Raw genomic sequence first — 21232 nt, 5'->3', positions numbered from 1 at the left:
TTGTCTGCCGCGGCCGCGGGGCTGGTAGCACCGAATCTTGGCGACGAGATACCCCGCGCCGGAATGGCAGCCCCGCCGGGCCCTTACGGGCTGCCGGGACCGCGCGCGAGGCCCGCCAGCGTGAACAGGTCGACCGAGAGTTTGGCGCCCACCACAAAGGCGTCCGGGATATTACGGTTGCGGTAGGGGAAGCGGGTCTGGTCCGGGTTGACGATGTATTGCAGGTTCGGCGTCAGCCGGATCGCGGGCGTGACCTGGAACCCGTAGTTCAGCTCCATCATGATCTGCTGAATCGGCAGGCTGCGGTTCAGGCCGATCGCGTTCTGGGCGAGCGCGATGTTCTGCAGCGCCAGCGGGCTGAACTTCTGCGTGTTGATCACGAAGCCGACCGTATCGTAGGGCCGCCCCGCGAAGGTGCCGGTCTGCACGGCGCCGATTTCCAGGAAGTAATCCTCGATCAGCCGACCGGAGGTCCCGGCCATCGCCACGCCGAACAGGGTCAGGCCCTGGATGCCGGTGGGATCGGGGCGCCAGACCATCTGGTCGAAGCGCGCGTAGACGCCCGAGCGTCCGAAGCGGGTCGCCGGGGTGAGGCCCGTGAGCACCGAGGCCCGGCCCGTCACGTCGCGCACCGGGTCGGCGTAGTCGGAGGCGTCGTACCAGCCGCCGATGCCGTAGTTGCGCGGCAGCGGGTCGTTGGCGAAGGTCGTCGAGTAGCCGAGCTCGAACGGCAGGATCGCGCCGGTCGCCCCCTTGATCGAGAGATCGAGGCCGTTGTCGCCGGGCTGCTGATGGAGCGGGTTCACCTCGTAGACGCCCGCGTGGACGAAGATCCTGTCGGTGAGCCACGCCTTGGCGTGCGCGCCCCAGCTCGACACCGGCCAGAACGTGAAGTTCGAGGTCTTGAACACGAAGGTCGGATTGCCGCAGGCGGAGTTCGTCTGGAAGTTGCAGTAAAGCGGCGAGTTCAGGAAGCTGATGTTGGCCACCAGCCGGCCGAACTCGATGTCGAGCCGGTTGTCGAACAGCTTCTGCTGGTAGGAGAGCAGGGTCAGCCGGGTGGTCTGGCCTCCGCCGAAGATTTCCTGCACGCTGGTGTTGTTGCCGATGACGTCGTTGGCGAGGCTGCGCCCGTGGCGGTTCGTCACCGCGACGTGGAGCGAGCCGCCCGCGATGCCGGCCAGCCGCTGCAGGTCGCCGTCGATGCCGAAGAAGAGCTGCCCCGCCCAGGCCGAGCCCTGGCGGATGCCGCCGACCGGGTTGGCCGCACCCTGCCCGGTGTAGTTCGCCAGGAACGACAGGCCGTTGCCGAGATCGAGCGTCCCGGGCGGCAGGGTCGGAGGCGTTGCGGTCTGGCCGAGCGTGTCGGCGGCGCCCGCCGCGCTGTCGGCCCCGCCGAAGCCCTGGCCGTCCGGACGCGGCGGGGGCCGACGCGCCGCCCGTTGCCGCAGAAGCGGCGACACCGCCGTCGCCGGGATGCCGACGCCGAGGCCGCCATCCGCCTGTGCCGCACTCTGCGCCCGCGCGCCCGACGCGTGCCCGGTGACGCCCGCGGCACAGAGTCCGAGAGCGGCGAGAAGCCTGCTCGATCCCTTCATGTTCATCCCCCAGGAGAGTGCGATTTTTGTCTTCCCGGTCTCGCGCCGGGTTGTGTAACTGTTACAGTGTTTTATTGTAACGCTTTCGGTCGAGAAGAACTGATAATATCAATCGTCTCTAGCGAAAGATCTGTAGTTCGCCTGTTGCGGTCTCGCCTCAGGCGGCCCGCGTCTTCAGGATTCCCACCAGCACGGCCGTGATCGCGGTCCCGACGACGAGGGCGATGACCGCGCCCGGGAGGTTCGTCACCGCGTTCGGGATCGGCAGCACGAACAGGCCGCCATGGGGCACCTTCAGCGTCACGCCGAGGCTGAGCGCGAGCGCGCCGGCCGCGGCCGATCCCGCCACCATCGCGGGGATGACCCGCAGCGGGTCGGCCGCCGCGAAGGGGATCGCGCCCTCGGTGATGAAGGCGGCGCCGAGCACCGCCGCGGCGCCTCCGGCCTCGCGCTCCGGCGCCGTGAAGCGGGCCGGGAACAGGCGGGTGGCGAGCGCGAGCCCGAGGGGAGGCGTCATGCCGCCGAGCATCACCGCGGCCATCGGCGCATCGACGCCGGAGGAGAGCAGCGCCGCGGCCGAGGCGTAGGCGGCCTTGTTGATCGGGCCGCCCATGTCGACCGCCATCATGCCGCCGAGGATCAGGCCGAGCACCAGGGCGCTCGCTCCCTGCATGCCCTTGAGCCAGGAGGTCAGCGCCGCGAGCACGGCCGCCACCGGCACGCCCACTACGTAGATCATCAGGAGGCCGGTGATCGCGGTGGCCAGCAACGGCAGGATCAGGACGGGCTTGAGGCCCTCCAGGTTCTTGTGAAGGCGGATGTGCCGGTTGAGGAAGGCGGCCGTGTAGCCGGCGATGAAGCCCGCCGCGATGCCGCCGAGGAAGCCCGCCTGCAAATTGGCCGCGAGCATCCCGCCGATCATGCCGGGCGCGATGCCGGGCCGGTCGGCGATCGAGTAGGCGATGTAGCCGGCGAGCGCCGGCACGATCAGTGCGAAGGCCGCCTTGGCGCCGATCTCACCGAGCGCGTAGCCGAGCGTCCCGGCATGGCCCGGCGCCATCGCGTCGATGCCGCCGACCGCGAAGGCCAGCGCGATCAGCAGGCCGCCCGCCACCACGAAGGGCAGCATGAAGGAGACACCGGTCATCAGGTGCTTGTAGGCGCCGGCCTTCGCCTCGGCCGCCGCCGGGCGGGCGGGGCCCTCCGTCTCGGCCGCGCCGCCCGCCGGCTGCATCTGCGCCTCGGCGAGGGCGGTCGCGATCAGCCCCTTGCCGTCGCGGATGGCCGCCTTGGTACCGGCCGCGTAGACGCGTTTGCCGGCGAAGCGCGCCCGGTCGACGCCCTTGTCGGCGGCGATGAGAACGATGTCGGCGGCCGCGATCTCGGCTGCGGTCAGTGCGTCGCGCGCGCCGACCGACCCTTGCGTCTCCACCCGCACGTCGTGGCCGAGCGCCTTGGCGGCGGTCTGGATGCCTTCGGCCGCCATGAAAGTGTGGGCGATGCCGGTCGGGCAGGAGGTCACCGCGACGAGTCTTCTCGTTCCCGCTGCGGCTGCAGCGGAAGCGGGTTCACTCGCCAGCGCCCGGTCGAGCACGGCGCCCGCGTCGGCCAACACCTCCTCGATCGCTGCCCGCGCCGTCGCGAGAGGGCCGAAACGGCCCTCGCCGAGATCGCCCGAACCGACGAGGAGCACTGCCCGCGCCTCGCCGAGCGCGCTCTCCGGCAGCGGGTTGCTGCTGCCTGCGCCGCGCAGCTCCAGTGCGATCGGCTGGTTGCGCCGCCCGGCGGCCTTGCGCAGGGCCTCGAGGGCGAGGACGGCATGTGTGGGGAGGTCCGCGCCTCCGACCACCGCCAGCAAGGGGGCCATGGTTTCCTCCGGTTTTGATCGTTGTGGTCTGTTCGTCAGGACATTGGGTCAGTGGCGCAGAGCGCGCGTTCCCTCCTCCCCCCGACAGGGAGGGAACACGCGCGGTCGGGCATCACCCCAAAGCTTCCACCCGCACGGTCGCGGCGATGGCCTCGACCTCCGGCCGCGGGGGCAGGCTAGCCCCCTCGCGAGAGAGCTTGGCGGCCGCGAAGGCGAGTGCCCGGCGGGCGGTGTCCGCCAGGGAGAGCCCTTCGTGCAGGCCGGCGACGAGCCCAGCCACAAGCGCGTCGCCCGCGCCGACCGTGCTCGTGATCCGCGTCGCGGGCGGACGGGCGTGGACTGCGCCGCCCTCGGAGAGGAACAGCGCGCCTTCCGGCCCGAGCGAGACCGCGACCACCGCAATCCCCCGATCCCGCAGGCCTCGGGCGGCTGCGAGCACGTCACCGAGCGTGAGCAGCGCGCGGCCCGCCCATTCTTCCAACTCGTGCCGGTTCGGCTTCACGGCGTACGGCAGAGCGTCCGCCGGGGTGGCAAGTGCCGCGGCGAGCGGGCCGCCCGAGGCGTCGAGCACCACCCGGGCGCCGCGTCCCCGCAGCCGCGCCGCGACGTCGCGGTAGGTCTCGGGGGGGAGGGTGCCGGGCAGGCTGCCCGCGAGCACCGCGAGGCTCCCGGAGCCCGCCATGTCGAGCAGCACCGCGCGCGCGGCGTCGAGGGTATCCGGCGGGACGGCGAGGCCGGGCAGGTTGATGTCGGTGGTGTCGCCCGAGCGCCGATCGAGAAGCTTCAGGTTGGTCCGGGTCTCGCCCGGGATCCGGACGAAGCGGTCGGCGATGCCCTTCTCGGCCATGAGTTGCGTGAAGGGCGCCGCGTTATCGGAGCCGAGCACGCCGATGGCGGCGACGGGCAGGCCCCAGTCGGCGAGGCAGCAGGCGACGTTGACGCCCTTGCCGCCCGCATGGGACCGCACCGCACGGGCGCGGTGCACGCTGCCCGGCACCAGGGAATCGAGCACGACGGTCTGGTCGATCGCCGGGTTGAGGGTGAGGGTAAGAATCGGGCTCACGCGACGCCTCCCTTGTCGTCGAGGGCCCGGACGGCGGCGGCGTCCTCCTGCTCGCAGGCCCGGCCGGCGAGCGCCCGCAGCGCGCCCATGTCGGCGGCGCGCAGCCGCGCCTTGACACCCGCGAGGTCGCGCGGGGTCATCGAGAGCTCGTGCACGCCCAAGCCCGCCAGGAGGCAGGCCCCGAAGGGATCGCCCGCGATGCCGCCGCAGACGCCGACGAAGCGCCCGTGGCGGGCCGCGCCCTCGCAGGTCATGTGGATCAGGCGCAGCACCGCAGGGTGGAGCGAATCGGCCTCCGGCGCCAGTTCCGTGTTCTGCCGGTCGATGGCGAGCGCGTACTGCGTCAGGTCGTTGGTGCCGATCGAGAAGAAGTCGCAGTGCCGGGCCATGGCGTCCGCCTGGATCGCGGCGGCCGGCACCTCGATCATGATGCCGAGCGGCACCGGCGGCGCGCCGATCTCGGCGCGGATGCGCTCGGCGACCTCCCGGAGCTTCAGCACCTCGGGCACCGAGGTGATCATCGGCATCATGATCGAGAGCGGGGCGTCCTTGCCGGTGGGGGCGCCGGCCGGGACGTGGTCGCGGGCGGCGCGGTAGAGGGCGCGCAGCTGCGGCTCCATCAGGTCCGGCCGGCGCAGCAGCAGGCGGGCGCCCCGCACGCCGAGGAACGGGTTCTCCTCGTGCGGCAGCCGCAGATGGGCGACCTGCTTGTCGCCGCCGATATCGAGGGTGCGCACGATGAGCGGCCGCCCGTCGAGGGCCCGCAACATGCCGGAATAGGTCTCGTACTGGTCGTCTTCGGAGGGCGTGTCGCCGCGCTCTAGGAACAGGAACTCAGTGCGCATCAGACCGACGCCCTCGGCACCCTGATCGAGCGCGAAGACGACCTGATCCGGGTTGTTGACGTTGGCGCCGACCGCGATCCGGTGACCGTCGCGGGTTTGCGCCGGCATCGCCCGCTCGCGCGCCTCCGCCTCGGCTTGTGCGCGCTGCATCGCGCGCCAAGCCTCGGCGGATGCGATGTCGGCCGCGCTCGGGTCGAGGTAGAGGCGGCCGGTGGTGCCGTCGACGATCGCCTGCGTGCCGTTGGCGAGCGCCTGCAGCCCAGGCCCACCTGCCACCAGGGCCGGTATGCCGAGGGTGCGCGCCAGGATCGCGGTGTGCGAGGTCGGGCCGCCCTGCGCGGTCGCCAGCCCGATCACCCGGTCCGGGTCGAGCCCGGCGGTGTCGGAGGGCGCGAGGTCGGCGGCCAGAAGGATGCAGGGCACGTCCGGCAGGTCTTGCCCGCTCTTCAGGGCCGGGTCGATCTGGGCCAGCACCCGCCGGCCGACATCGCGCAGGTCCGCCGCGCGGCCCGCCAGCACCGGGTTGCCGAGCGCGGCGAGCTGGCCGGCGAGGCGCTCCACCGCCGCGTGCCACGCGTGGGCGACGCCGTGGCCCTCGACCATGAGCTGGCAGGCGAGGGTGATCAGGTCGGTGTCGGCGATGAGTTCCGCCTGCGCCCGGAAGATGCCCGCATCCTGCTTGCCGAGCCGCCGCTCGGTATCATCGGCGAGTGCCTTCAACTGATCGGCCGTGGCCGAGAGTGCTCGGTGCAGGCGGTCGGCGCCGGTCGTCAGCGGCTCCGGCTCGTCCGGCACCGCGACCTCGGCATTCGCGAGGACGTGGATCGGCCCGATGGCGATGCCCGGGCTCGCGCCGATGCCGGCCACCGTCCGCGGCTTGTCGGCCGGGTTCCAGCCGGCGACCGGGGCGGCCGCCCGCGCCGCCGCTTCCGCCGCCCGCTGCGCTGCCGCCTTCTCGCCCGCGCTGAGGCCGGTCACCGCGGCACAGATCTTCGCGAGCGCCCCGGCCTCGTCGTCGCCCTCGGCGGAGATCGTCACGGCGTCGCCGCAGCGCAGGCCGAGCTGCAGGAGCGCGATCAGGTTCTTGGCGTCGGCGACCTGGGCATCGTGCCGGACCTGGATCCGGGCCGGACAGGTCTTGGCGACCTCGACCCAGTTCGCGGCCGGCCGCGCGTGCAGGCCGGTCGGGTAGTCGACGGTCCAGTCGAAGCGCTGGCGCAGGTCCGTCGCCGGGCCGGCGGCGCCGGGGGGCGCCCCATCCTCGCTGAGAGCCGCGGCGATGTCGGACTCGCGCGCGGTGGTGCGCAGCCGCTCGAGGCGCGCCTCATCCTGGATCAGGCGGGTGAGCCGGCGCAGAACCGTGATGTGCGTGTCGGACTGGGCGGCGATCGCCACGACGAGATGCGCCATCTGGCCGTCGTGCCACGCGATGCCGCCGGGCACCTGCAGCACGGCCAGCCCGCTCTCGCGCACGAGGTGGCGATCGTCGACCATGCCGTGCGGGATGACGACGCCGTGGCCGAGATACGTGTTCGCCACCGCCTCGCGGGCCAGCATGCTCGCGCCGTAGGCCGCGTCGATGCAGCCCGCGGCGGTGAGAAGCTGAGCGGCCTCGCGGATCGCCGCCTCCTTCGAGGCGGGCTGCGCCCCAAGGCGCACGAGCAGGCGTGGGCTGAAGGTCGGCGTCGGCGCGAGCATGGCGTGCTCTCCTCCCGTTCGAATCGCCGACCGTTCGTCGGCTGTTTGTAGCGATGACTGAAAACGTTTTCATATAACCTGTCAATGCCGGCCACTCCGGCGTCGATCAGCGAAGGCATGACAAGCCTTGCCCAACGTCGTTCCTGATGGCAAAACCGTCGTGTTTGGTGAAAACGTTTCCCAAAACCGGGGGGAGGAAGAGCGCGCAGATGACGGTGGGCATCCGTGATGTGGCCCGCGCGGCGGGCGTCTCGACCGCGACGGTCTCGCGTGCGCTCGGTCGCGGGCCGGTGAGTGACGCCCTCCGCGAGCAGGTCGAGGCGGCGGTGCGGGCCACCGGCTACCGGCCGAACCTCTCGGCCCGGCGCCTCCGCTCGCAAGCCGCACAGACCATCGGCCTGATCGTTGCCGACATCCGCAATCCCTTCTTCACCGCGGTCAGCCGGGCGGTGGAGGACGCGGCCTTCGCCAAGGGCATGCGGGTGATCCTCTGCAACACCGACGAGGATCCGGCCCGCGAGGCGATGTATCTGCGGCTGATGGAGGAGGAGCGCGTCACCGGCGTGATCTTCGCGCCGACGGGCGCCGCGGCCGATTCGCTGCGCGCGGAGCCCCCCGCCTTTCCCGTCGTGCTGATCGACCGTGCCGGGCCGCCCGGCGCCCACGACAGCGTCGTGCTCGACAACCCGGCCGCAGGGGCCGGCCTCGTCGACCACCTCGTCGGGCAGGGCTTCTCCCGGATCGGCGGCCTGTTCGGCTCGACAAGCTCGACCGCGCGCGAAAGGCGGGCCGGCTACGAGGCGGCGATGGCCCGGCACGGGTTGGAGCCTTCATCCCGCACCGTGGCGCCGAATGCCGCGACCGCCGAGGCTGCCGCCGCCCGCTGGCTCGCCGAGTCCGACCGCCCCGAGGCGCTGGTCCTCTCGAACGGCCTGATCCTGATGGGCGCGCTGCGCGCCGCGCGCACGCTGGGCCTCCGCGTGCCCGGCGACGTCGCCCTGGCGGGCTTCGACAACGAGCCCTGGACGGACCTCGTCGAGCCGGGTCTCACCGTGGTCGAGCAGCCGGTGGACGAGATCGGCGCTCAGGCGATGCGGTTGCTCTTCGAGCGGATCGCCCAGCCTGACCAGCCGGTGCGCAAAGTGGTGCTGAGCGGCCGGACCGTGCTGCGCGGCTCGACCCGGCGCGGGTGAGGGGGGAGGCGCCCGGATTTCGGAGACAGCGCCACCGCCCTATCTGGCGCGCGTGCAGATCTGGTTGACCTCCGCTCTCGGTCTCTGGGCCGCCTACTGGGCCGCGATCTTCGCGCAGGTCGCGCATCTGCGCCGGCTCGACGACGGCGTCGGCGCCTCCGCCTGCGCGCGCATCGCCGGATGTCTGCTCGTCGCCGGGGGCGCCCTGTTCCTGTTCGCGCGGATCTGAGCGGCGCCCGGATCTCGATCGCGCTTGGGTGAACGGAGAGATCACAACCTGTAGTGGTGGTTGCTTCAGAGGCGACAAGTCTTACGCACCGACCTGCGATTGCAGCCTCAACCAGAAGTCTGTATGTAACTAGACAGTCGTAAATGAGCGGAGGGCAGAGCGATCGTGCGCCTGCCGCTCGTGGTGCAGGGCGCGGCGGCAGGGGCCGAGAAAATCCGGTGAGTTTTTCGAGCGAGCCCGACGCCATTCTCGTCGCCGAAGGGGACGCGCTGATCCGCATGGTCATGGTCGACATGCTGGGCGACGCAGGCTTCGCGGTGACCCCGGCCGCTGACGCGGCCGCTGCCCTGGCCGTGCTGGAGGCCCGGCCGGAGATCCGCGCGCTGATCGCAGGCCGCACCCTAGCGGAGGTCGGCGACGGCATCGAGCTGGTCCACCGGGCGCGGGACGGCTGGCCCCACCTCGCGATCCTGATCACCTCCGGCGCAGCGAGCGACCTGCCGCCGCTGATCCCGGCGGGCGTGCGGATCCTGTGGAAGCCGTTCCACTATCAGGTGCTGGCCCAGGTCCTCGCGGAGGAGATTCGTGCGCTGGGCAGCCCGTCCGCGGCCCCGCTTCTGCCGGAGGGCTCGCCGACGAGCCCCGGCGCGGCGCCGGTCCACGAGCCCGACAGAAGCTGACGGCCGGCCGAGCCGGTTCCGGTCCGGTGCGCCCGGTCGTCGCGGCGCGAGCGCGCGGCCGCGCCTTGAATCGCCGAATGAGGTCGCCTAATCCGAATTGATGAGGCATACCAACAGATTAGCGTGATTCCAAACTGCTGTCCGCGAGGCGCCGCGCGCGGCGCGACATCCGTCCGCCGTCGTTCCGGGCAGCGCGCGCGTTGAGCGGGAACGCCTCCGTGCGGGCCGCGGGGCTCGTGGCCGAGCTGCGTCCGCTCGCGCCTTTCTTCTGCCTGTACGTGACCTTCGGGGCCACGCTCGGCTTCCTCTCCGGGGGCGCGCCGCTGATCCTGCGCAGCCGCGGCATGGAGCTCGCCGAGATCGGCCTCCTGCAGCTCATCAACCTGCCGGTCGGCCTGACCTTTCTCTGGGCCGCTCTGCTCGACCGGGTCCGCCTGCCGGTCCTCGGGCATCGGATCGGCTGGATCACCGTGACGCTCGGCCTGACCGTCGCGCTCCTCGTCGTGCTCAGCCTCGGCGAGCACTGGCCTCTCGGCGTTCTGCTCGCTCTGGCGGTGCTCGCTGCCGCCTGCATCGCGACGATGGACATCGCGCTCGAGGCTCTGGTGGTCGAGACGGTGCCGGCGCGGCAGCGGACCTACGTCGCCTCGGCGAAGCTCTGCGGCGCCTCCCTCGGGGGCATCCTCGGCGTCGGCGTCCTGCTCGGATCGTACGAGATGCTGGGCTGGCGGGGAGCGGTGCTGGCCTGCGCGGCGCTCGACGCGCTCTGCCTGCTGCCGATCCTCGCCTATCCGGAGGCGCGTCTGCGCGGAGCGGGCTGCGCGCAGCCGCGCTGGTCGGGCTCGTTCGCCCGCCTGCGGGAACTCGTCGCGCCGATCCTGGCGCTCGGTGCCTATTTCGCGGCAGCCTACCTCGTGTCCGGGCCCAACACCCTGGCTCTGCTCGATCTCGGTGTGCCGCTGGCACAGGTCGGTTTCCTGACCGGGACCGTGCTGCCGGTCGTCAACCTCGTGATGGCGGCTCTGGCGGCTCCGCTCACGGCCCGTTTCGGGACCGTCCGCCTGATCCTGGCGGGCGGGTTCGGCGTGATCGCGACTGGCGGCCTGATGGCCGTGGCCTGCGCGTCCGGCGCGTCCGGGCTCGCGGTCGGCGCCACCGTTCTGAACTTCCTCTGCGGGGGCATCCTCGGCGTGCCGGTTTTCAACATGATCTATCGCTGGGCCCAGGGGCCCCAGCCCGCCACCGACTACGCGCTGCTGTTCGGCGCGGCCTTCTTCTCCGCGATGCCCCTGCGGGTGGCAGCCCCCGCGCTCGCTGGCTGGGCCGGCTGGCCCGGATACTTCGCGGGGGCGATGCCGGTCTACGCGGCAGCTGTGGCGTGGCTCGCCCTCGTGGTTGCCGGGACGCTGCGGACCGACCCGGCGGAACCGCGATGATCGAGGAAGTCAGCGCCCGCGTGCCCGAGTCGCTCGCCGCCTACCGGGGTGGCGTCGCCGCCGGTCCGGGCGGCCCCGATGCCCGCCCGCTCGCCTCCCTGCGCGATCCAGCCGTGTTCGACGCCACGCTCGCGGCCTTCGGCGCGGGCGTCGGCGCCTCCTCGGCCGGCCTGGAGCGCCGCGCGCTCGTCTCCTACTGGAGCCAGTTCTACCTCGCCGCCCTGGCGACGCCGGCGCTCACCGCCCTGGTCCGGCTGGGGCGCCCCCTGCCGCTCGCCTTCGAGCGGACGAGCCTCGAACTCGACGCCGCCGGCCGCCCCGCGCGCCTGCTGGTCGATCCGGCGACGGGCCGCGGCGGCTCCTGCCTCGGCGCCGCGCAAGTGCCTCAACCCGGCCTCGCGGGTTTGGTGGAGGACCACCTGCGCCCCTTCGTGGAGTTGTGCTGCGCCCAGTGCGGGCTCGCCCCGCGGGTGATCTGGGGCAACGCCGCGGTGATCCTCGACTATGTCGCGGGGGAACTCGGAGCGGGCGATGCCCCCGCCTGTGCCGAGGTCGCCGCCTGCCTCGGTCGCCCCGGCGGCTGCGCCTGTGCCCGGACGCCGCTCGCCCAAGCCCTCTGCGCGGGCGCCGCCGGCTGCCGCCGCCGCACCTGCTGCCTGCGCAGCCGCCTGCCGGGTGTCCCCTCCTGCGGCGCGCTCTGCCCGCTGGAGCGCTGCGCCGAGCCCTGACGACGCCTCTCAGTGCTGCCTTCGGTCGCCGGCCACCGCCCGGATCGCCGCGAGCAACTCGCCCTCGAACAGCATCGCGGACCCATAGTGGAACTCGACATCGAAGGGACGGCGCGAGTTCATCGAGAGCGAGGCGCTCTGCAGGGCGAGCAGGCGCCCGCTCTCGTCGAACAGCCCGGATCCCGAGCCGCCGTAGCCGTCGTTGCAATCGTGGCGCACACGGCGCATCGCGTCCTCGCTCGGCGGATCGATGAAGCGGATCGCGCAGCTCTCGAGGCTCGTTCCGCCCCGGAAGTTCGCGTGGCCGCCGGGTGAGACCATCGTCACGGTAATCGCGGCCGGCCCGGGCGTGAGGTCGGGTGTCTCCGGCACCGGCTGCGGCGCCACCCCGTCGACCGGACTGGCGAGACGCAGCAGGGCCCAGTCGTCGGTGATGTGGAGCGCCTCGGCGCCAGGCGCCGTGCCGAGGCGCAGCGATTCGGCGACGAACTCGTAATTGCGCCCCCCGATCTGAAAGTAGCAGTCGGAAACCGCACGGATGACCGCGAGGCGCCGATCGCGAAAATTGTGCGCGTTCAGCACGACAAGATCCGGCACGCCGACGAGCCAAGCCGCCGCAGCCTTCTGGGGCACGCCGTCCGGTCGCCGGCACCAGAGCACGCCGGCACCGGCAAAGCGCCGATAATCCTCGCCGCCCATCTCGCGGCGGTCGTCGCGCGGGTAGAGCGCGGCTTCCCGAACCTGGCCGTCCCGGGCCGAGCCCGAGGTGGGCGCGATGAGCGCGAGGGCCAGCACGAGGGCTGTTCCGAGCCGGGGATCCGGCCGGCGCGCGCGCACTGCCCTCATCGTCTCGACCCCGCCCTGCCGGTGCCTTGTCGCGGCACCCTTCGGCGACCGAGTTTTGGTGTCGCGCCCGTGTGGGTCAAGAACTGTTTTGCCATATGCGCAAAGTACGCCTGCGCCTTGCCGGATGATCCCGACCAAAAATGACCGTCTTCCCGCAGACATAAGCCGATGCTTGGTCCTAGAAATATTGGGGACTGAGGCAGTAATAAGGGCTTCATAAGATAAGAACGCGAGGTTCTTTTCTTAGAAAGACCGTAATAGCGAGGATCCCTCGCGGATCTGCTTCAGATTTCCGACGCTAGAGGTTCCGCGAGACCGCGTGGTCGAGAGACGGAACGAGACGGCAAGGAGACGCACATGAGCAGGCTTCTGAATTCGGTCTCGGTGCTCGCCGTGATGGCGGTGGCGCCCCTCGGCCTCGCCGCCGGGGCGCAGGCGAACGACAAGCTCGTCGAGATGGCGAAGAGCGAAGACAACTGGGTGATGCCCGGCAAGAACTACGATTCAAACAACTACAGCGAGCTGACGCAGATCAACAAGGAGACCGTCAAGAACCTGAAGCCCGCCTGGAGCTTCTCGACCGGTCTTCTCAACGGCCACGAGGGCGCGCCGCTGATCGTCGGCGGCAAGATGTACGTCCACACCTCGTTCCCGAACAACACCTTCGCGCTCGATCTCGACGATCCGGGTCGGATCCTGTGGCAGGACAAGCCGAAGCAGAACCCGGCCGCCCGCGCGGTCGCCTGCTGCGACCTCGTCAATCGCGGCCTTGCCTACTGGCCGGGCGACGGCAAGGTGCCGGCCCTGATCTTGAAGACGCAGCTCGACGGCAATGTCGCGGCGCTCAACGCCGAGACGGGCGAGCTGGTCTGGAAGGTCGAGAACTCCGACATCAAGGTCGGCTCGACGCTCACCATCGCCCCCTACGTGGTGAAGGACAAGGTGATCATCGGCTCGTCGGGCGCCGAACTCGGCGTGCGCGGCTACCTCACCGCCTACGACGTGCGGACCGGCGAGCAGAAGTGGCGCGCCTACGCCACGGGACCCGACAAGGACCTGCTGCTGGCCGACGACTTCAACATCAAGAACGCCCATTATGGTCAGAAGGGCCTGGGCACCGCGACCTGGGAGGGCGACGCCTGGAAGATCGGCGGCGGCACCAATTGGGGCTGGTACGCCTACGATCCGGGCACGAACCTGATCTACTTCGGCACCGGCAACCCGGCGCCTTGGAACGAGACCATGCGTCCGGGCGACAACAAGTGGACGATGACGATCTTCGGCCGCGACGCCGACACCGGTGAGGCCAAGTTCGGCTACCAGAAGACGCCGCACGACGAGTGGGATTACGCCGGCGTCAACGTGATGATGCTGTCCGAGCAGAAGGACAAGTCGGGTCAGATGCGCAAGCTGCTGACCCACCCCGACCGCAACGGCATCGTCTACACGCTCGACCGGACGGACGGCTCTCTCGTCTCGGCCGACAAGATCGACGACACGGTCAACGTGTTCAAGTCGGTCGATCTGAAGACCGGTCAGCCGGTGCGCGACCCCGAGTACGGCACCCGGATGGACCACCTCGCCAAGGACATCTGTCCCTCGGCGATGGGCTACCACAACCAGGGCCACGATTCGTACGATCCGAAGCGTCAGGCCTTCTTCATGGGCATCAACCATATCTGCATGGATTGGGAGCCCTTCATGCTGCCCTACCGGGCAGGTCAGTTCTTCGTTGGCGCGACGCTGAACATGTATCCGGGCCCGAAGGGTGACCGGCAGAACTACGAGGGCCTCGGCCAGATCAAGAGCTACAACGCGATCACCGGCAAGTTCAACTGGGAGAAGATGGAGCGCTTCGCGGTCTGGGGCGGCACGACGGCCACCGCCGGCAACCTCGTGATCTACGGGACGCTGGACGGCTTCATCAAGGCCCGCGACTCCGACAACGGCGACCTGCTCTGGAAGCACAAGCTGCCGTCGGGCGCGATCGGCTATCCGATCACCTACAGCCATAAGGGCACGCAGTACGTCGCCATCTACTACGGCGTCGGCGGCTGGCCGGGCGTGGGCTTGGTGTTCGACCTCGCCGACCCGACCGCCGGCCTCGGCGCGGTGGGCGCCTTCAAGAAGCTCGCGAACTACACCCAGATGGGCGGCGGCGTGATGGTGTTCTCGCTCGACGGCAAGAACCCCTACGACAACCCGAATGTCGGTGAGTACGAGCAGCAGGCCGCCAAGAAGTAAGCGGTCCGCCCGGAGAATGGACGCCCCGCCGGCCAAGCCGGCGGGGTTTCCCAACCCGAGAGGCGCGCAGCGAAGCGAAGAGGGGCACGCCATGCCCTGACGCCGCGCCGAACGAACAGACCCCCGAGGAAACGGAAGACCATCATGTCGCGCGTCATCGGACGACACGGCGCGGCCCGTCCGGCCGCCCTCCTGATCGCCCTGGCCTATCTTGGCGGCCCCGCCGCTGCCGAAGCGCCCGCCGCCAAGGACCCGCCCCAAGCTGCCGATCCCGGCACCCTGCGCATCTGCGCCGCCGAGCAGCCGCCGCTCTCGTTGAAGGACGGATCGGGCCTGGAGAACAGGATCGGGGCCGCGGTCGCGGAAGTGATGGGCCGCGAGCCGGTCTTCGTCTTCTCGGGCAAGCCCGCGGTCTACGCGGTGCGCGACGGGCTCGACAAGAAGACCTGCGACGTGATCGTCGGCCTCGACACAGACGACCAGCGTGTGCTGACCACCAAGCCCTATTATCGGGCCGGCTACGTCTTTCTCACCAAGGCCGACGGCGACCTCGACGTGAAGTCCTGGTCGGATCCGCGCCTGAAGGACATCGGCCACATGGTGGTGGGCTTCGGCACGCCCGGCGAGGCGATGCTCAAGGACATCGGCCGCTACGAGGAGGACATGGCCTACCTCTACTCGCTGGTGAACTTCCGCGCGCCGCGCAACCAGTACACCCAGATCGACCCGGCCCGCATGGTCTCCGAGGTGGCGCAGGGCAAAGCCGATGTCGGCGTCGCCTTCGCACCGGACGTCGCCCGCTACGTGCGCGATTCCAGCGTGAAGCTGCGCATGACGCCGGTACCCGACGACACGAAGCGCAGCGACGGCCAGAAGATGCCGCAGGTCTTCGACCAATCGATGGGCGTGCGCCGGGACGATGCCGCGCTCCGCGACGCCCTCGACGCCGCGCTCGTGAAGGCCAAGCCCCAGATCGACGCCATCCTCAAGCAGGAAGGCGTGCCGGTCGCGCCCGCCTCGAACTGATCACCACCCGCGAGTGAGCGACCCGGATCCACGCATGATCGAGACCAAGAAAACACTCGGCGCCCTCCTCGGACTCGCGATCGCGGGCGCCGGCCTCGCCGCTGTGGCGCAGCCGAGCGCCGGACCGCAGACCGGCATCGTTTTCCGCAACACCGTGACGGGCGAACCCCTGAACACTGCCGAGGGCAAGGAGGGCGGCCGGGACACTGAGGCCGTGAAGACGTTCTTCCAGACCGGCAAAAACATCTACATCGACGACAAGTCCTGCCTACGAAATGGCGAGAGCCTCTACGCGACCTCGTGCTCCGGCTGCCACGGGCACTTGGCGGAAGGAAAGCTCGGACCCGGCCTGAACGACAATTACTGGACCTATCCGTCGAACACTGAGGATTCGGGTTTGTTCGCGACGATTTTCGGCGGTGCCAACGGCATGATGGGGCCGCACAACGAGAACCTGACCCCCGACGAGATGCTTCAGACCATCGCCTGGATCCGGCACCTCTACACCGGCCCGGTCAAGGACGCCGTCTGGCTGAACGACGCGCAGAAGAAGACCTACACGCCCTACAAGGAGGGCGAGAAGATCCCGCAGGACGCCAAGGGCCAGTGCAAGCCGCTGGAGTGAGGACCTGCAGGAAGCCGCGCGCCCACGAGCGCGCCCAGACGCGCCAAGCGCGCAGAACCCCACCCAAGGAGGAAACCGCATGCGCACCCTGATCCTCGCCCTCAGCGCGACCCTGGCGCTGGCCGCTCCGGCGCTCGCCTATGACGGCACCAAGTGCAAGGCGCCGGGCAATTGCTGGGAGCCCAAGCCCGGCTTCCCCGAGAAGATCGCCGGCACGAAGTACGATCCCAAGCACGACCCGAAGGAACTCAACAAGCAGGCCGATTCGATCAAGGCGATGGAGGAGCGCAACAAGAAGCGCATCGAGAACGCCAAGAAGACCGGCAAGTTCGAGTACGACGTCGCCAAGATCGGCAATTGAACATCGGCGACTGACTTTTCCAAGCGCGCTCGCCCCGTGCGGGCGCGCCTCAGGGGTTCCGAGAGGGGTTCATGAACGACATCCGCCGCGGCGACGCGATGCTGACCGACTGGCGCGGCGCGGCGCAGCGCTTCGAGGCGGCAGTGGCGGGCGCGGTGCTGGGGCAGGAGCCGATCATCCGCCTCGTCACGATCGCCGTCTTCGCCCGCGGTCACGTGCTGCTGGAGGGCGATGTCGGCGTCGGCAAGACCACGCTGCTGCGCGCGGTCGCCCGCGCGATGGGCGGCGCCTACGAGCGCGTCGAGGGCACGGTCGACATGATGCCGACCGACCTCGTCTATCACACCTACCTCGCCGAGGACGGGCGACCGCGCGTCGAGCCGGGGCCGGTGCTGCGCTCCTCCGAAGACCTCGCGATCTTCTTCTTCAACGAAATCAACCGCGCCCGCCCGCAGGTCCACGCGCTGCTGCTCCGCCTGATGGCCGAACGCAGTCTCACCGCCTTCAACCGCGAGTACCGCTTCCCTCAGCTCCAGGTCTTCGCCGACCGCAACCGGGTCGAGCGCGAGGAGACCTTCGAACTGCCGGCCGCCGCCCGCGACCGCTTCCTCATGGAGATCGGCATGGAGGCGCCGCGGGATCCCGCGACGCGCCGCACGCTCGCCTTCGACCCCCGCTTCCATGATACGGACGGGTTGATTGGGGGTATTCCGACAGCGATCCTCGATCCCGTCCGACTCGGCGGCATCGCCTCGGCGATCCAGCACGGGGTGCGGGCGAGCGAGGCGATCGAGGCCTACGTCGTCGCCCTCTGGGAGGCGCTGGTGCGCCCGCAGACGGCCGGCATCCGGCTCCCCGGGATCGACGACATGGCGGGCCTCGTCCAGGGCGGCGCTTCGCCTCGCGGCGTGGCGGCCCTCGTCCGCGCCGCACGCGTCCGCGCCTGGCTGGAGGAGCGCGACTGGCTGGTGCCCGAGGACATCCGCGCCGTCTTCGTCCCCGTGATGGCCCACCGCATCTTCCTGGAGCCGATCCACGAGCTGCGCCGCGCCGAGATCGTGCCCGCGCTTTGCCGTTCAGTGTTCGAGACGGTGCCGGCCCCGTGACGGAGGACGCGCGGCCCGGCGCCGACATCGTCTACCTGCCGCGCTGGCGCGCGCGGGGGAACCGGGTGGGCGCCCATCGCGGGCGGGACGCGGGCGGGCCCGGCACCTTCAAGGATCAGGTCTCGTTCCTGCGCCTGCCGGACGCGCGCCGGCTGGATCTGCGCGCCACGCTCCGAGACCCGTTCGAGAACACCTATGTCCGCCGCTTCGAGGCGCGCATTGCCGTCGAGGTCTGGGCGCTCGTCGATCTCTCGGCCTCGATGCGCTTCCGCGGCACCGCCGACCGGATGGCGCTGGTGGGCGCGCTTTGCGCGAGTCTGGCCGCTTCCGCTACCCGTATCGGCGACGGCTTCGGGCTTCTCGCCTGCGATGCAGCCATCCGCGAGGACCTGTTCCTGCCCGCCACCCGCGGCCGGGCAGGGGCGGCGCTGGCGGCCGCGCGCCTCGCCGAGTCCGTGCCGGCCGGTGCCAGCGCCGCCGGCCTTCTGGCGGCCGCCGCCCGCATCGCCGGCCGACCCAAGATGGTCTTCCTGATCTCGGATTTTCGTTGGCCGCCCGCCCTGCTCGAACAGGTCTTCGCGAGCCTCGCCTTCCACGATGTCGTGCCCGTGCTCCTCGCCGACCCCGCCGAGGCTGAGGCGCTGCCTGAATGGGGGCTGGTGGAGCTGGAGGATCTCGAGGGCTCCGGCTCCCGGCTTGTTCTGATGCGGCCGGCGCTCCGCCGCCGCTGGATCGCCCGGGATGCCGAGCGGCTCGCCCGTCTCGGGCGACTCGCGCGCCGGTACGGACGTACCCCGTTTCGCCTCGCTGAGCGCTTCGATCCTGCGGCGCTCAGCCGTCACCTCCTGGGGACCTGATCCTCGTGCGTCTGTTTGCCCTTCCGCTTCTCGCCCTGGTGCTCCTGGCCGCCGGCCCGGCCGCGGCGCAGCTCCACGGCGTCGAGGTGCGGGTGCCGCGCACCTTCGGATACTTCCTGGGCGACCTCGTCGAGGCCACGATCGTGATCGAGGCGGAGCCGGGCTTCGTGCTGCAGGCCTCGTCGCTGCCGCAGCCGGGGCCGGTGACCTACTGGCTCGACCTGCGCAGGGTGGAGGCCCGGCAAGAGGGCACGCGCCACATCCTGCGCCTGACCTACCAGACCTTCTACGCGGCCATCGACGCGCGCAGCCTCGACGTGCCCGGCTTCCCCCTGGTGCTGTCCAGCGGGACTGACCACGGCGCCACCACCGCGCCCGTCGCTGTACCCAGCTGGAGCCTCGGCCTCTCCCCCTTGCGCGAGGTACAGCCGGCACGGCGCGCTGACCCGGCCGAGTACCTGCGGCCGGATGGGCTGGGGCCGCGCCTCGATCCGGTCCCGGCCCGCAACGCCGCTCTGGCGCTCGGCGCGGCTGCCCTCCTTGCCCTCGTGTCCCTTGCCCGCGACCGCGCCTGGTGGCCATTCCGGCCGCGACCCGCGCGCGCATTCGCGGACGCCGCCCGGCGGCTCGCCGCGCTCGGCCGCGGGCCGGAGAGCGAGCAGGGCTACCGTGAGGGCCTGCTGGCGCTCCACCGCGGCCTCGACGCCAAGGCCGGCTACCGGCTGCTCGCCGACGATCTCGACGCCTTCCTCGCCCGTCACCCCGCCTACCGGCCGCAGCGGGACGGGCTCGCCCGCTTCTTCGCAGCCTCGCGACTGGCCTTCTTCGGCGGCTCGGTCGCGGAGGCCCGGCACCGGCTGCCGCTCGCCGAGGCGGGGGCGACCGCCCGCGCCCTCGCGGTGGCGGAGCGCGCGGCGTGAGTGGGTTCCTGGCCAAGGTCCTGGCGGAGTGCGCCCGGTTCGGAGCGGAGCGGCCGGCCGTGCTCTGGCTGCTGCCGCTCGCCCTGCTGCCGCTGGTCTCCGCGCCGCGCCGCCGCGCCGCCTGGGCCGACCTCCGCGCGGTGCCGCCGGATCCGCTCTCGCGCGCGCTCGCGGGCCTGCTATGGGCGGCCGGCTGCCTCGCGGTGACGGGGCTCGTCGCCGGGATCAGCGGTCCCTACCGCGCGGGGGAGCGCGTGACCCGCACCGGCACCGGCGCCGAGGTCTCGATGCTGCTCGACCGCTCGGGCAGCATGAACGAGACCTTCGCAGGGAGGCAGCCCTCGGGCGAGGAGGAAGCGAAGGCCGCGGCCTCGCGCCGGATCCTCGGCGAATTCGTCGGCAGCCGGGCGCACGATCTCTTCGCCGTGACCGCCTTCTCGACCGCGCCGATGCTGGTCCTGCCGATGACCGACCGGCACGACGCGGTCCGGGCGGCCATCGCGGCGATCGACCGGCCGGGCCTCGACTACACCAATGTCGGGCGCGGGCTCGCCATGGCGCTCGGCCAGTTCGGCGCGGCTTCGGGCCACGCCTCGCGGGTACTGCTCCTCGTCTCGGACGGGGCTGCGGTGATCGACCCTCGGATGCAGGACACCCTGCGCGCCGCCTTCGCCAAGATCCGACCGAACCTGTACTGGCTGTTCCTGCGCACGAAGGGCTCGCCCGGAATCGGTGACCGTCCGACCGGGGAGGACACGCCGCAGGCCGCGCCCGAGCGCCATCTCGACCTGTTCTTCAAGAGCTTGGCGGTGCCCTACCGCGCCTTCGAGGCCGAGGGGCCGGAGGCGGTCGCGGCCGCGATCCGGCAGATCGAGAGCCTGGAGCGCGACCCCATTCCCTACGTCGAGGTCCGGCCCCGGCGGGATCTGGCCGCCTGGGCCTATCGGCTCGCGGCTTTGGGGCTGGTGCTGCTGGTGCTGGCCAAGCTGGCGGAGGTCGATCTAGCACGGGGGCGGGCAGGGCAGGGGACGGCCCGCGCGCCGGAGCGGAGGATGGCGGCATGATCCAGATGTCGAAGGGCCTCCGTCTCTCTCCCTCCCCCCTCTGCGGGGGAGGGTGGGCCGGCCGTAAGGCCGGGTCGGGAGAGGGGAACCCCGTTTCCGAGGTGGGCGCAGCGTCGATACCGCGCTCGATCCTGTACCGCTGCTCCTCTTTCGCGAGACTTGGTCCCGGCCCCCGCTGCTTTGCAGGGTACCCTCCCCCGCAGTGGGGGGAGGGAAGGCGCGCCTTGGGCCAGGAATAGCGCATGTCCTTCCTCCACACGGCCTGGACCCGCACCCGGCCAAACCTCCTTCTCGTCCTCCCCATCCTGCTGCTGGCGGGCGCGCTCGTCGCGGGTGGCCTCACCTGGCGCGCGCAGACCACCAACCGCGAGATCGCCGCGCTTGAGGCGAATCAAGACCGCCCGGTGACCACGGCAGCCGCATCCCAGCTCATCCTGGCCCGCGTGCTGCAGCTCGCCCGACGGGACGCCACCGAAGAGATGGAGCCGCTCGTCGTCGCTCTCGAATCCCGGGATGTCCCCCTCCTGCTGGCGCGCGCCCGCTATGCGCTCGGCAACGCGCGCCTGCGCCGCGCCCTCGACCTGATCGAGCGCAGCCAGCTTGATCCGGCCGGGCCGCTGATCGTGCTGGCGCGGCAGGAGTACCGCCGCGCCCTTCAGGCCCGGCCCGAGTTCTGGGACGCCAAATTCAACCTCGATGTCGCCGCCCGGCTCATCCGCGACTTCCCGGAGGTCGATCGGCAGATCGGCGACGAGCTGAAGGCCGAGCCCAAGAAGATCTGGACCGACATCCCGGGCCAGCCGCGGGGGGCGCCGTGAGAATAGGGCTGCCCTGGCGGCGCAACCT

General features: G+C 71.1%; 19 protein-coding genes. 14 read left to right on the top strand and 5 right to left on the bottom strand.

Translation table 11 applies throughout. The features are described from left to right. Positions 1–83: 83 nt before the first annotated feature. The 4 genes from MFF54_RS14795 to ptsP all read right to left on the bottom strand — a co-directional run bounded on the left by MFF54_RS14795 (position 84) and on the right by ptsP (position 7071). Positions 84–1598: a carbohydrate porin gene (locus MFF54_RS14795; RefSeq protein ID WP_238303625.1), complete on the bottom strand. Its 1515-nt coding sequence runs from the start codon at positions 1596–1598 to the stop codon at positions 84–86. Positions 1599–1755: 157 nt separating this feature from the next. Continuing rightward, the gene (locus tag MFF54_RS14790) at positions 1756–3465 is read right to left on the bottom strand and encodes a fructose-specific PTS transporter subunit EIIC (protein WP_238303624.1); all 1710 of its coding nucleotides are present in this window, start codon (positions 3463–3465) and stop codon (positions 1756–1758) included. Between the two features lie 112 nt (positions 3466–3577). Continuing rightward, positions 3578–4528, bottom strand: coding sequence for a 1-phosphofructokinase (pfkB, locus tag MFF54_RS14785; RefSeq protein WP_238303623.1), 951 nt, complete (start codon positions 4526–4528; stop codon positions 3578–3580). Beyond that, positions 4525–7071 (bottom strand): phosphoenolpyruvate--protein phosphotransferase, encoded by a 2547-nt coding sequence (gene ptsP / locus MFF54_RS14780; RefSeq protein WP_238303622.1) that lies wholly within the window; start codon positions 7069–7071, stop codon positions 4525–4527. Before ptsP ends, pfkB begins: the two co-directional genes overlap by 4 nt. A 209-nt stretch (positions 7072–7280) precedes the next feature. On the opposite strand from ptsP, the gene MFF54_RS14775 reads away from it, so the two are divergent. The 5 genes from MFF54_RS14775 (at position 7281) to fhuF (ending at position 11337) form a co-directional block, all read left to right on the top strand. Beyond that, entirely contained in the window at positions 7281–8264 is a 984-nt protein-coding gene (locus tag MFF54_RS14775) for a LacI family DNA-binding transcriptional regulator (protein ID WP_238303621.1), read from the top strand. 64 nt (positions 8265–8328) lie between these two features. Further along, on the top strand, positions 8329–8493 hold the full coding sequence (locus tag MFF54_RS14770; RefSeq protein ID WP_238303620.1) for a hypothetical protein: 165 nt from the start codon (positions 8329–8331) through the stop codon (positions 8491–8493). 218 nt (positions 8494–8711) lie between these two features. Next, on the top strand, positions 8712–9173 hold the full coding sequence (locus tag MFF54_RS14765; protein WP_238303619.1) for a response regulator: 462 nt from the start codon (positions 8712–8714) through the stop codon (positions 9171–9173). 200 nt (positions 9174–9373) lie between these two features. Continuing rightward, entirely contained in the window at positions 9374–10609 is a 1236-nt protein-coding gene (locus MFF54_RS14760; protein ID WP_238303618.1) for an MFS transporter, read from the top strand. Further along, the gene (fhuF, locus tag MFF54_RS14755) at positions 10606–11337 is read left to right on the top strand and encodes a siderophore-iron reductase FhuF (protein ID WP_238303617.1); all 732 of its coding nucleotides are present in this window, start codon (positions 10606–10608) and stop codon (positions 11335–11337) included. Before MFF54_RS14760 ends, fhuF begins: the two co-directional genes overlap by 4 nt. Positions 11338–11346: 9 nt before the next feature. Here the strand turns inward: fhuF and MFF54_RS14750 are convergent, their stop codons facing one another. Beyond that, the gene (locus MFF54_RS14750) at positions 11347–12183 is read right to left on the bottom strand and encodes a trypsin-like serine peptidase (RefSeq protein ID WP_238303616.1); all 837 of its coding nucleotides are present in this window, start codon (positions 12181–12183) and stop codon (positions 11347–11349) included. 357 nt (positions 12184–12540) lie between these two features. On the opposite strand from MFF54_RS14750, the gene MFF54_RS14745 reads away from it, so the two are divergent. The 9 genes from MFF54_RS14745 (at position 12541) to MFF54_RS14705 (ending at position 21204) form a co-directional block, all read left to right on the top strand. Further along, positions 12541–14427, top strand: coding sequence for a methanol/ethanol family PQQ-dependent dehydrogenase (locus MFF54_RS14745; protein ID WP_238303615.1), 1887 nt, complete (start codon positions 12541–12543; stop codon positions 14425–14427). A 144-nt stretch (positions 14428–14571) separates the two neighbouring features. Further along, positions 14572–15453, top strand: coding sequence for a methanol oxidation system protein MoxJ (gene moxJ, locus MFF54_RS14740; RefSeq protein WP_238303614.1), 882 nt, complete (start codon positions 14572–14574; stop codon positions 15451–15453). A gap of 34 nt (positions 15454–15487) precedes the next feature. Further along, on the top strand, positions 15488–16078 hold the full coding sequence (gene moxG / locus MFF54_RS14735) for a cytochrome c(L), periplasmic (RefSeq protein ID WP_238303613.1): 591 nt from the start codon (positions 15488–15490) through the stop codon (positions 16076–16078). Between the two features lie 79 nt (positions 16079–16157). After that, entirely contained in the window at positions 16158–16439 is a 282-nt protein-coding gene (locus tag MFF54_RS14730) for a methanol dehydrogenase [cytochrome c] subunit (RefSeq protein WP_238303612.1), read from the top strand. A 71-nt stretch (positions 16440–16510) separates the two neighbouring features. Next, the gene (locus tag MFF54_RS14725) at positions 16511–17545 is read left to right on the top strand and encodes an AAA family ATPase (RefSeq protein ID WP_238303611.1); all 1035 of its coding nucleotides are present in this window, start codon (positions 16511–16513) and stop codon (positions 17543–17545) included. After that, a complete protein-coding gene (locus MFF54_RS14720) occupies positions 17542–18402 on the top strand; it encodes a DUF58 domain-containing protein (protein ID WP_238303610.1) in 861 nt (286 codons plus the stop codon). The genes MFF54_RS14725 and MFF54_RS14720 overlap by 4 nt, the downstream gene beginning before the upstream one ends. 11 nt (positions 18403–18413) lie before the next feature. After that, on the top strand, positions 18414–19322 hold the full coding sequence (locus tag MFF54_RS14715; protein ID WP_238303635.1) for a nonribosomal peptide synthetase MxaA: 909 nt from the start codon (positions 18414–18416) through the stop codon (positions 19320–19322). Further along, positions 19319–20386, top strand: coding sequence for a vWA domain-containing protein (locus MFF54_RS14710; protein WP_238303609.1), 1068 nt, complete (start codon positions 19319–19321; stop codon positions 20384–20386). The genes MFF54_RS14715 and MFF54_RS14710 overlap by 4 nt, the downstream gene beginning before the upstream one ends. Positions 20387–20628: 242 nt before the next feature. Next, positions 20629–21204: an MxaK protein gene (locus MFF54_RS14705; RefSeq protein WP_238303608.1), complete on the top strand. Its 576-nt coding sequence runs from the start codon at positions 20629–20631 to the stop codon at positions 21202–21204. The last annotated feature ends 28 nt before the right edge of the window (positions 21205–21232 follow it).

Origin of the sequence: Methylobacterium gregans, from assembly GCF_022179245.1 — a bacterium.
Taxonomy (GTDB): Bacteria; Pseudomonadota; Alphaproteobacteria; order Rhizobiales; family Beijerinckiaceae; genus Methylobacterium; species Methylobacterium gregans.
The sequence above is the reverse complement of the archived record's forward strand: the minus strand, read 5'-3'. Positions and strand labels throughout refer to the sequence as shown.

Coding starts and splice junctions, on each gene's coding strand:
- MFF54_RS14705 (WP_238303608.1), top strand. CDS start 20,629: ATGTCCTTCCTCCACACGGCCTGGACCCGCACCCGGCCAAACCTCCTT.
- MFF54_RS14795 (WP_238303625.1), bottom strand. CDS start 1,598: ATGAAGGGATCGAGCAGGCTTCTCGCCGCTCTCGGACTCTGTGCCGCG.
- MFF54_RS14730 (WP_238303612.1), top strand. CDS start 16,158: ATGCGCACCCTGATCCTCGCCCTCAGCGCGACCCTGGCGCTGGCCGCT.
- ptsP (WP_238303622.1), bottom strand. CDS start 7,071: ATGCTCGCGCCGACGCCGACCTTCAGCCCACGCCTGCTCGTGCGCCTT.
- MFF54_RS14725 (WP_238303611.1), top strand. CDS start 16,511: ATGAACGACATCCGCCGCGGCGACGCGATGCTGACCGACTGGCGCGGC.
- MFF54_RS14775 (WP_238303621.1), top strand. CDS start 7,281: ATGACGGTGGGCATCCGTGATGTGGCCCGCGCGGCGGGCGTCTCGACC.
- MFF54_RS14790 (WP_238303624.1), bottom strand. CDS start 3,465: ATGGCCCCCTTGCTGGCGGTGGTCGGAGGCGCGGACCTCCCCACACAT.
- moxG (WP_238303613.1), top strand. CDS start 15,488: ATGATCGAGACCAAGAAAACACTCGGCGCCCTCCTCGGACTCGCGATC.
- MFF54_RS14750 (WP_238303616.1), bottom strand. CDS start 12,183: ATGAGGGCAGTGCGCGCGCGCCGGCCGGATCCCCGGCTCGGAACAGCC.
- fhuF (WP_238303617.1), top strand. CDS start 10,606: ATGATCGAGGAAGTCAGCGCCCGCGTGCCCGAGTCGCTCGCCGCCTAC.
- moxJ (WP_238303614.1), top strand. CDS start 14,572: ATGTCGCGCGTCATCGGACGACACGGCGCGGCCCGTCCGGCCGCCCTC.
- MFF54_RS14745 (WP_238303615.1), top strand. CDS start 12,541: ATGAGCAGGCTTCTGAATTCGGTCTCGGTGCTCGCCGTGATGGCGGTG.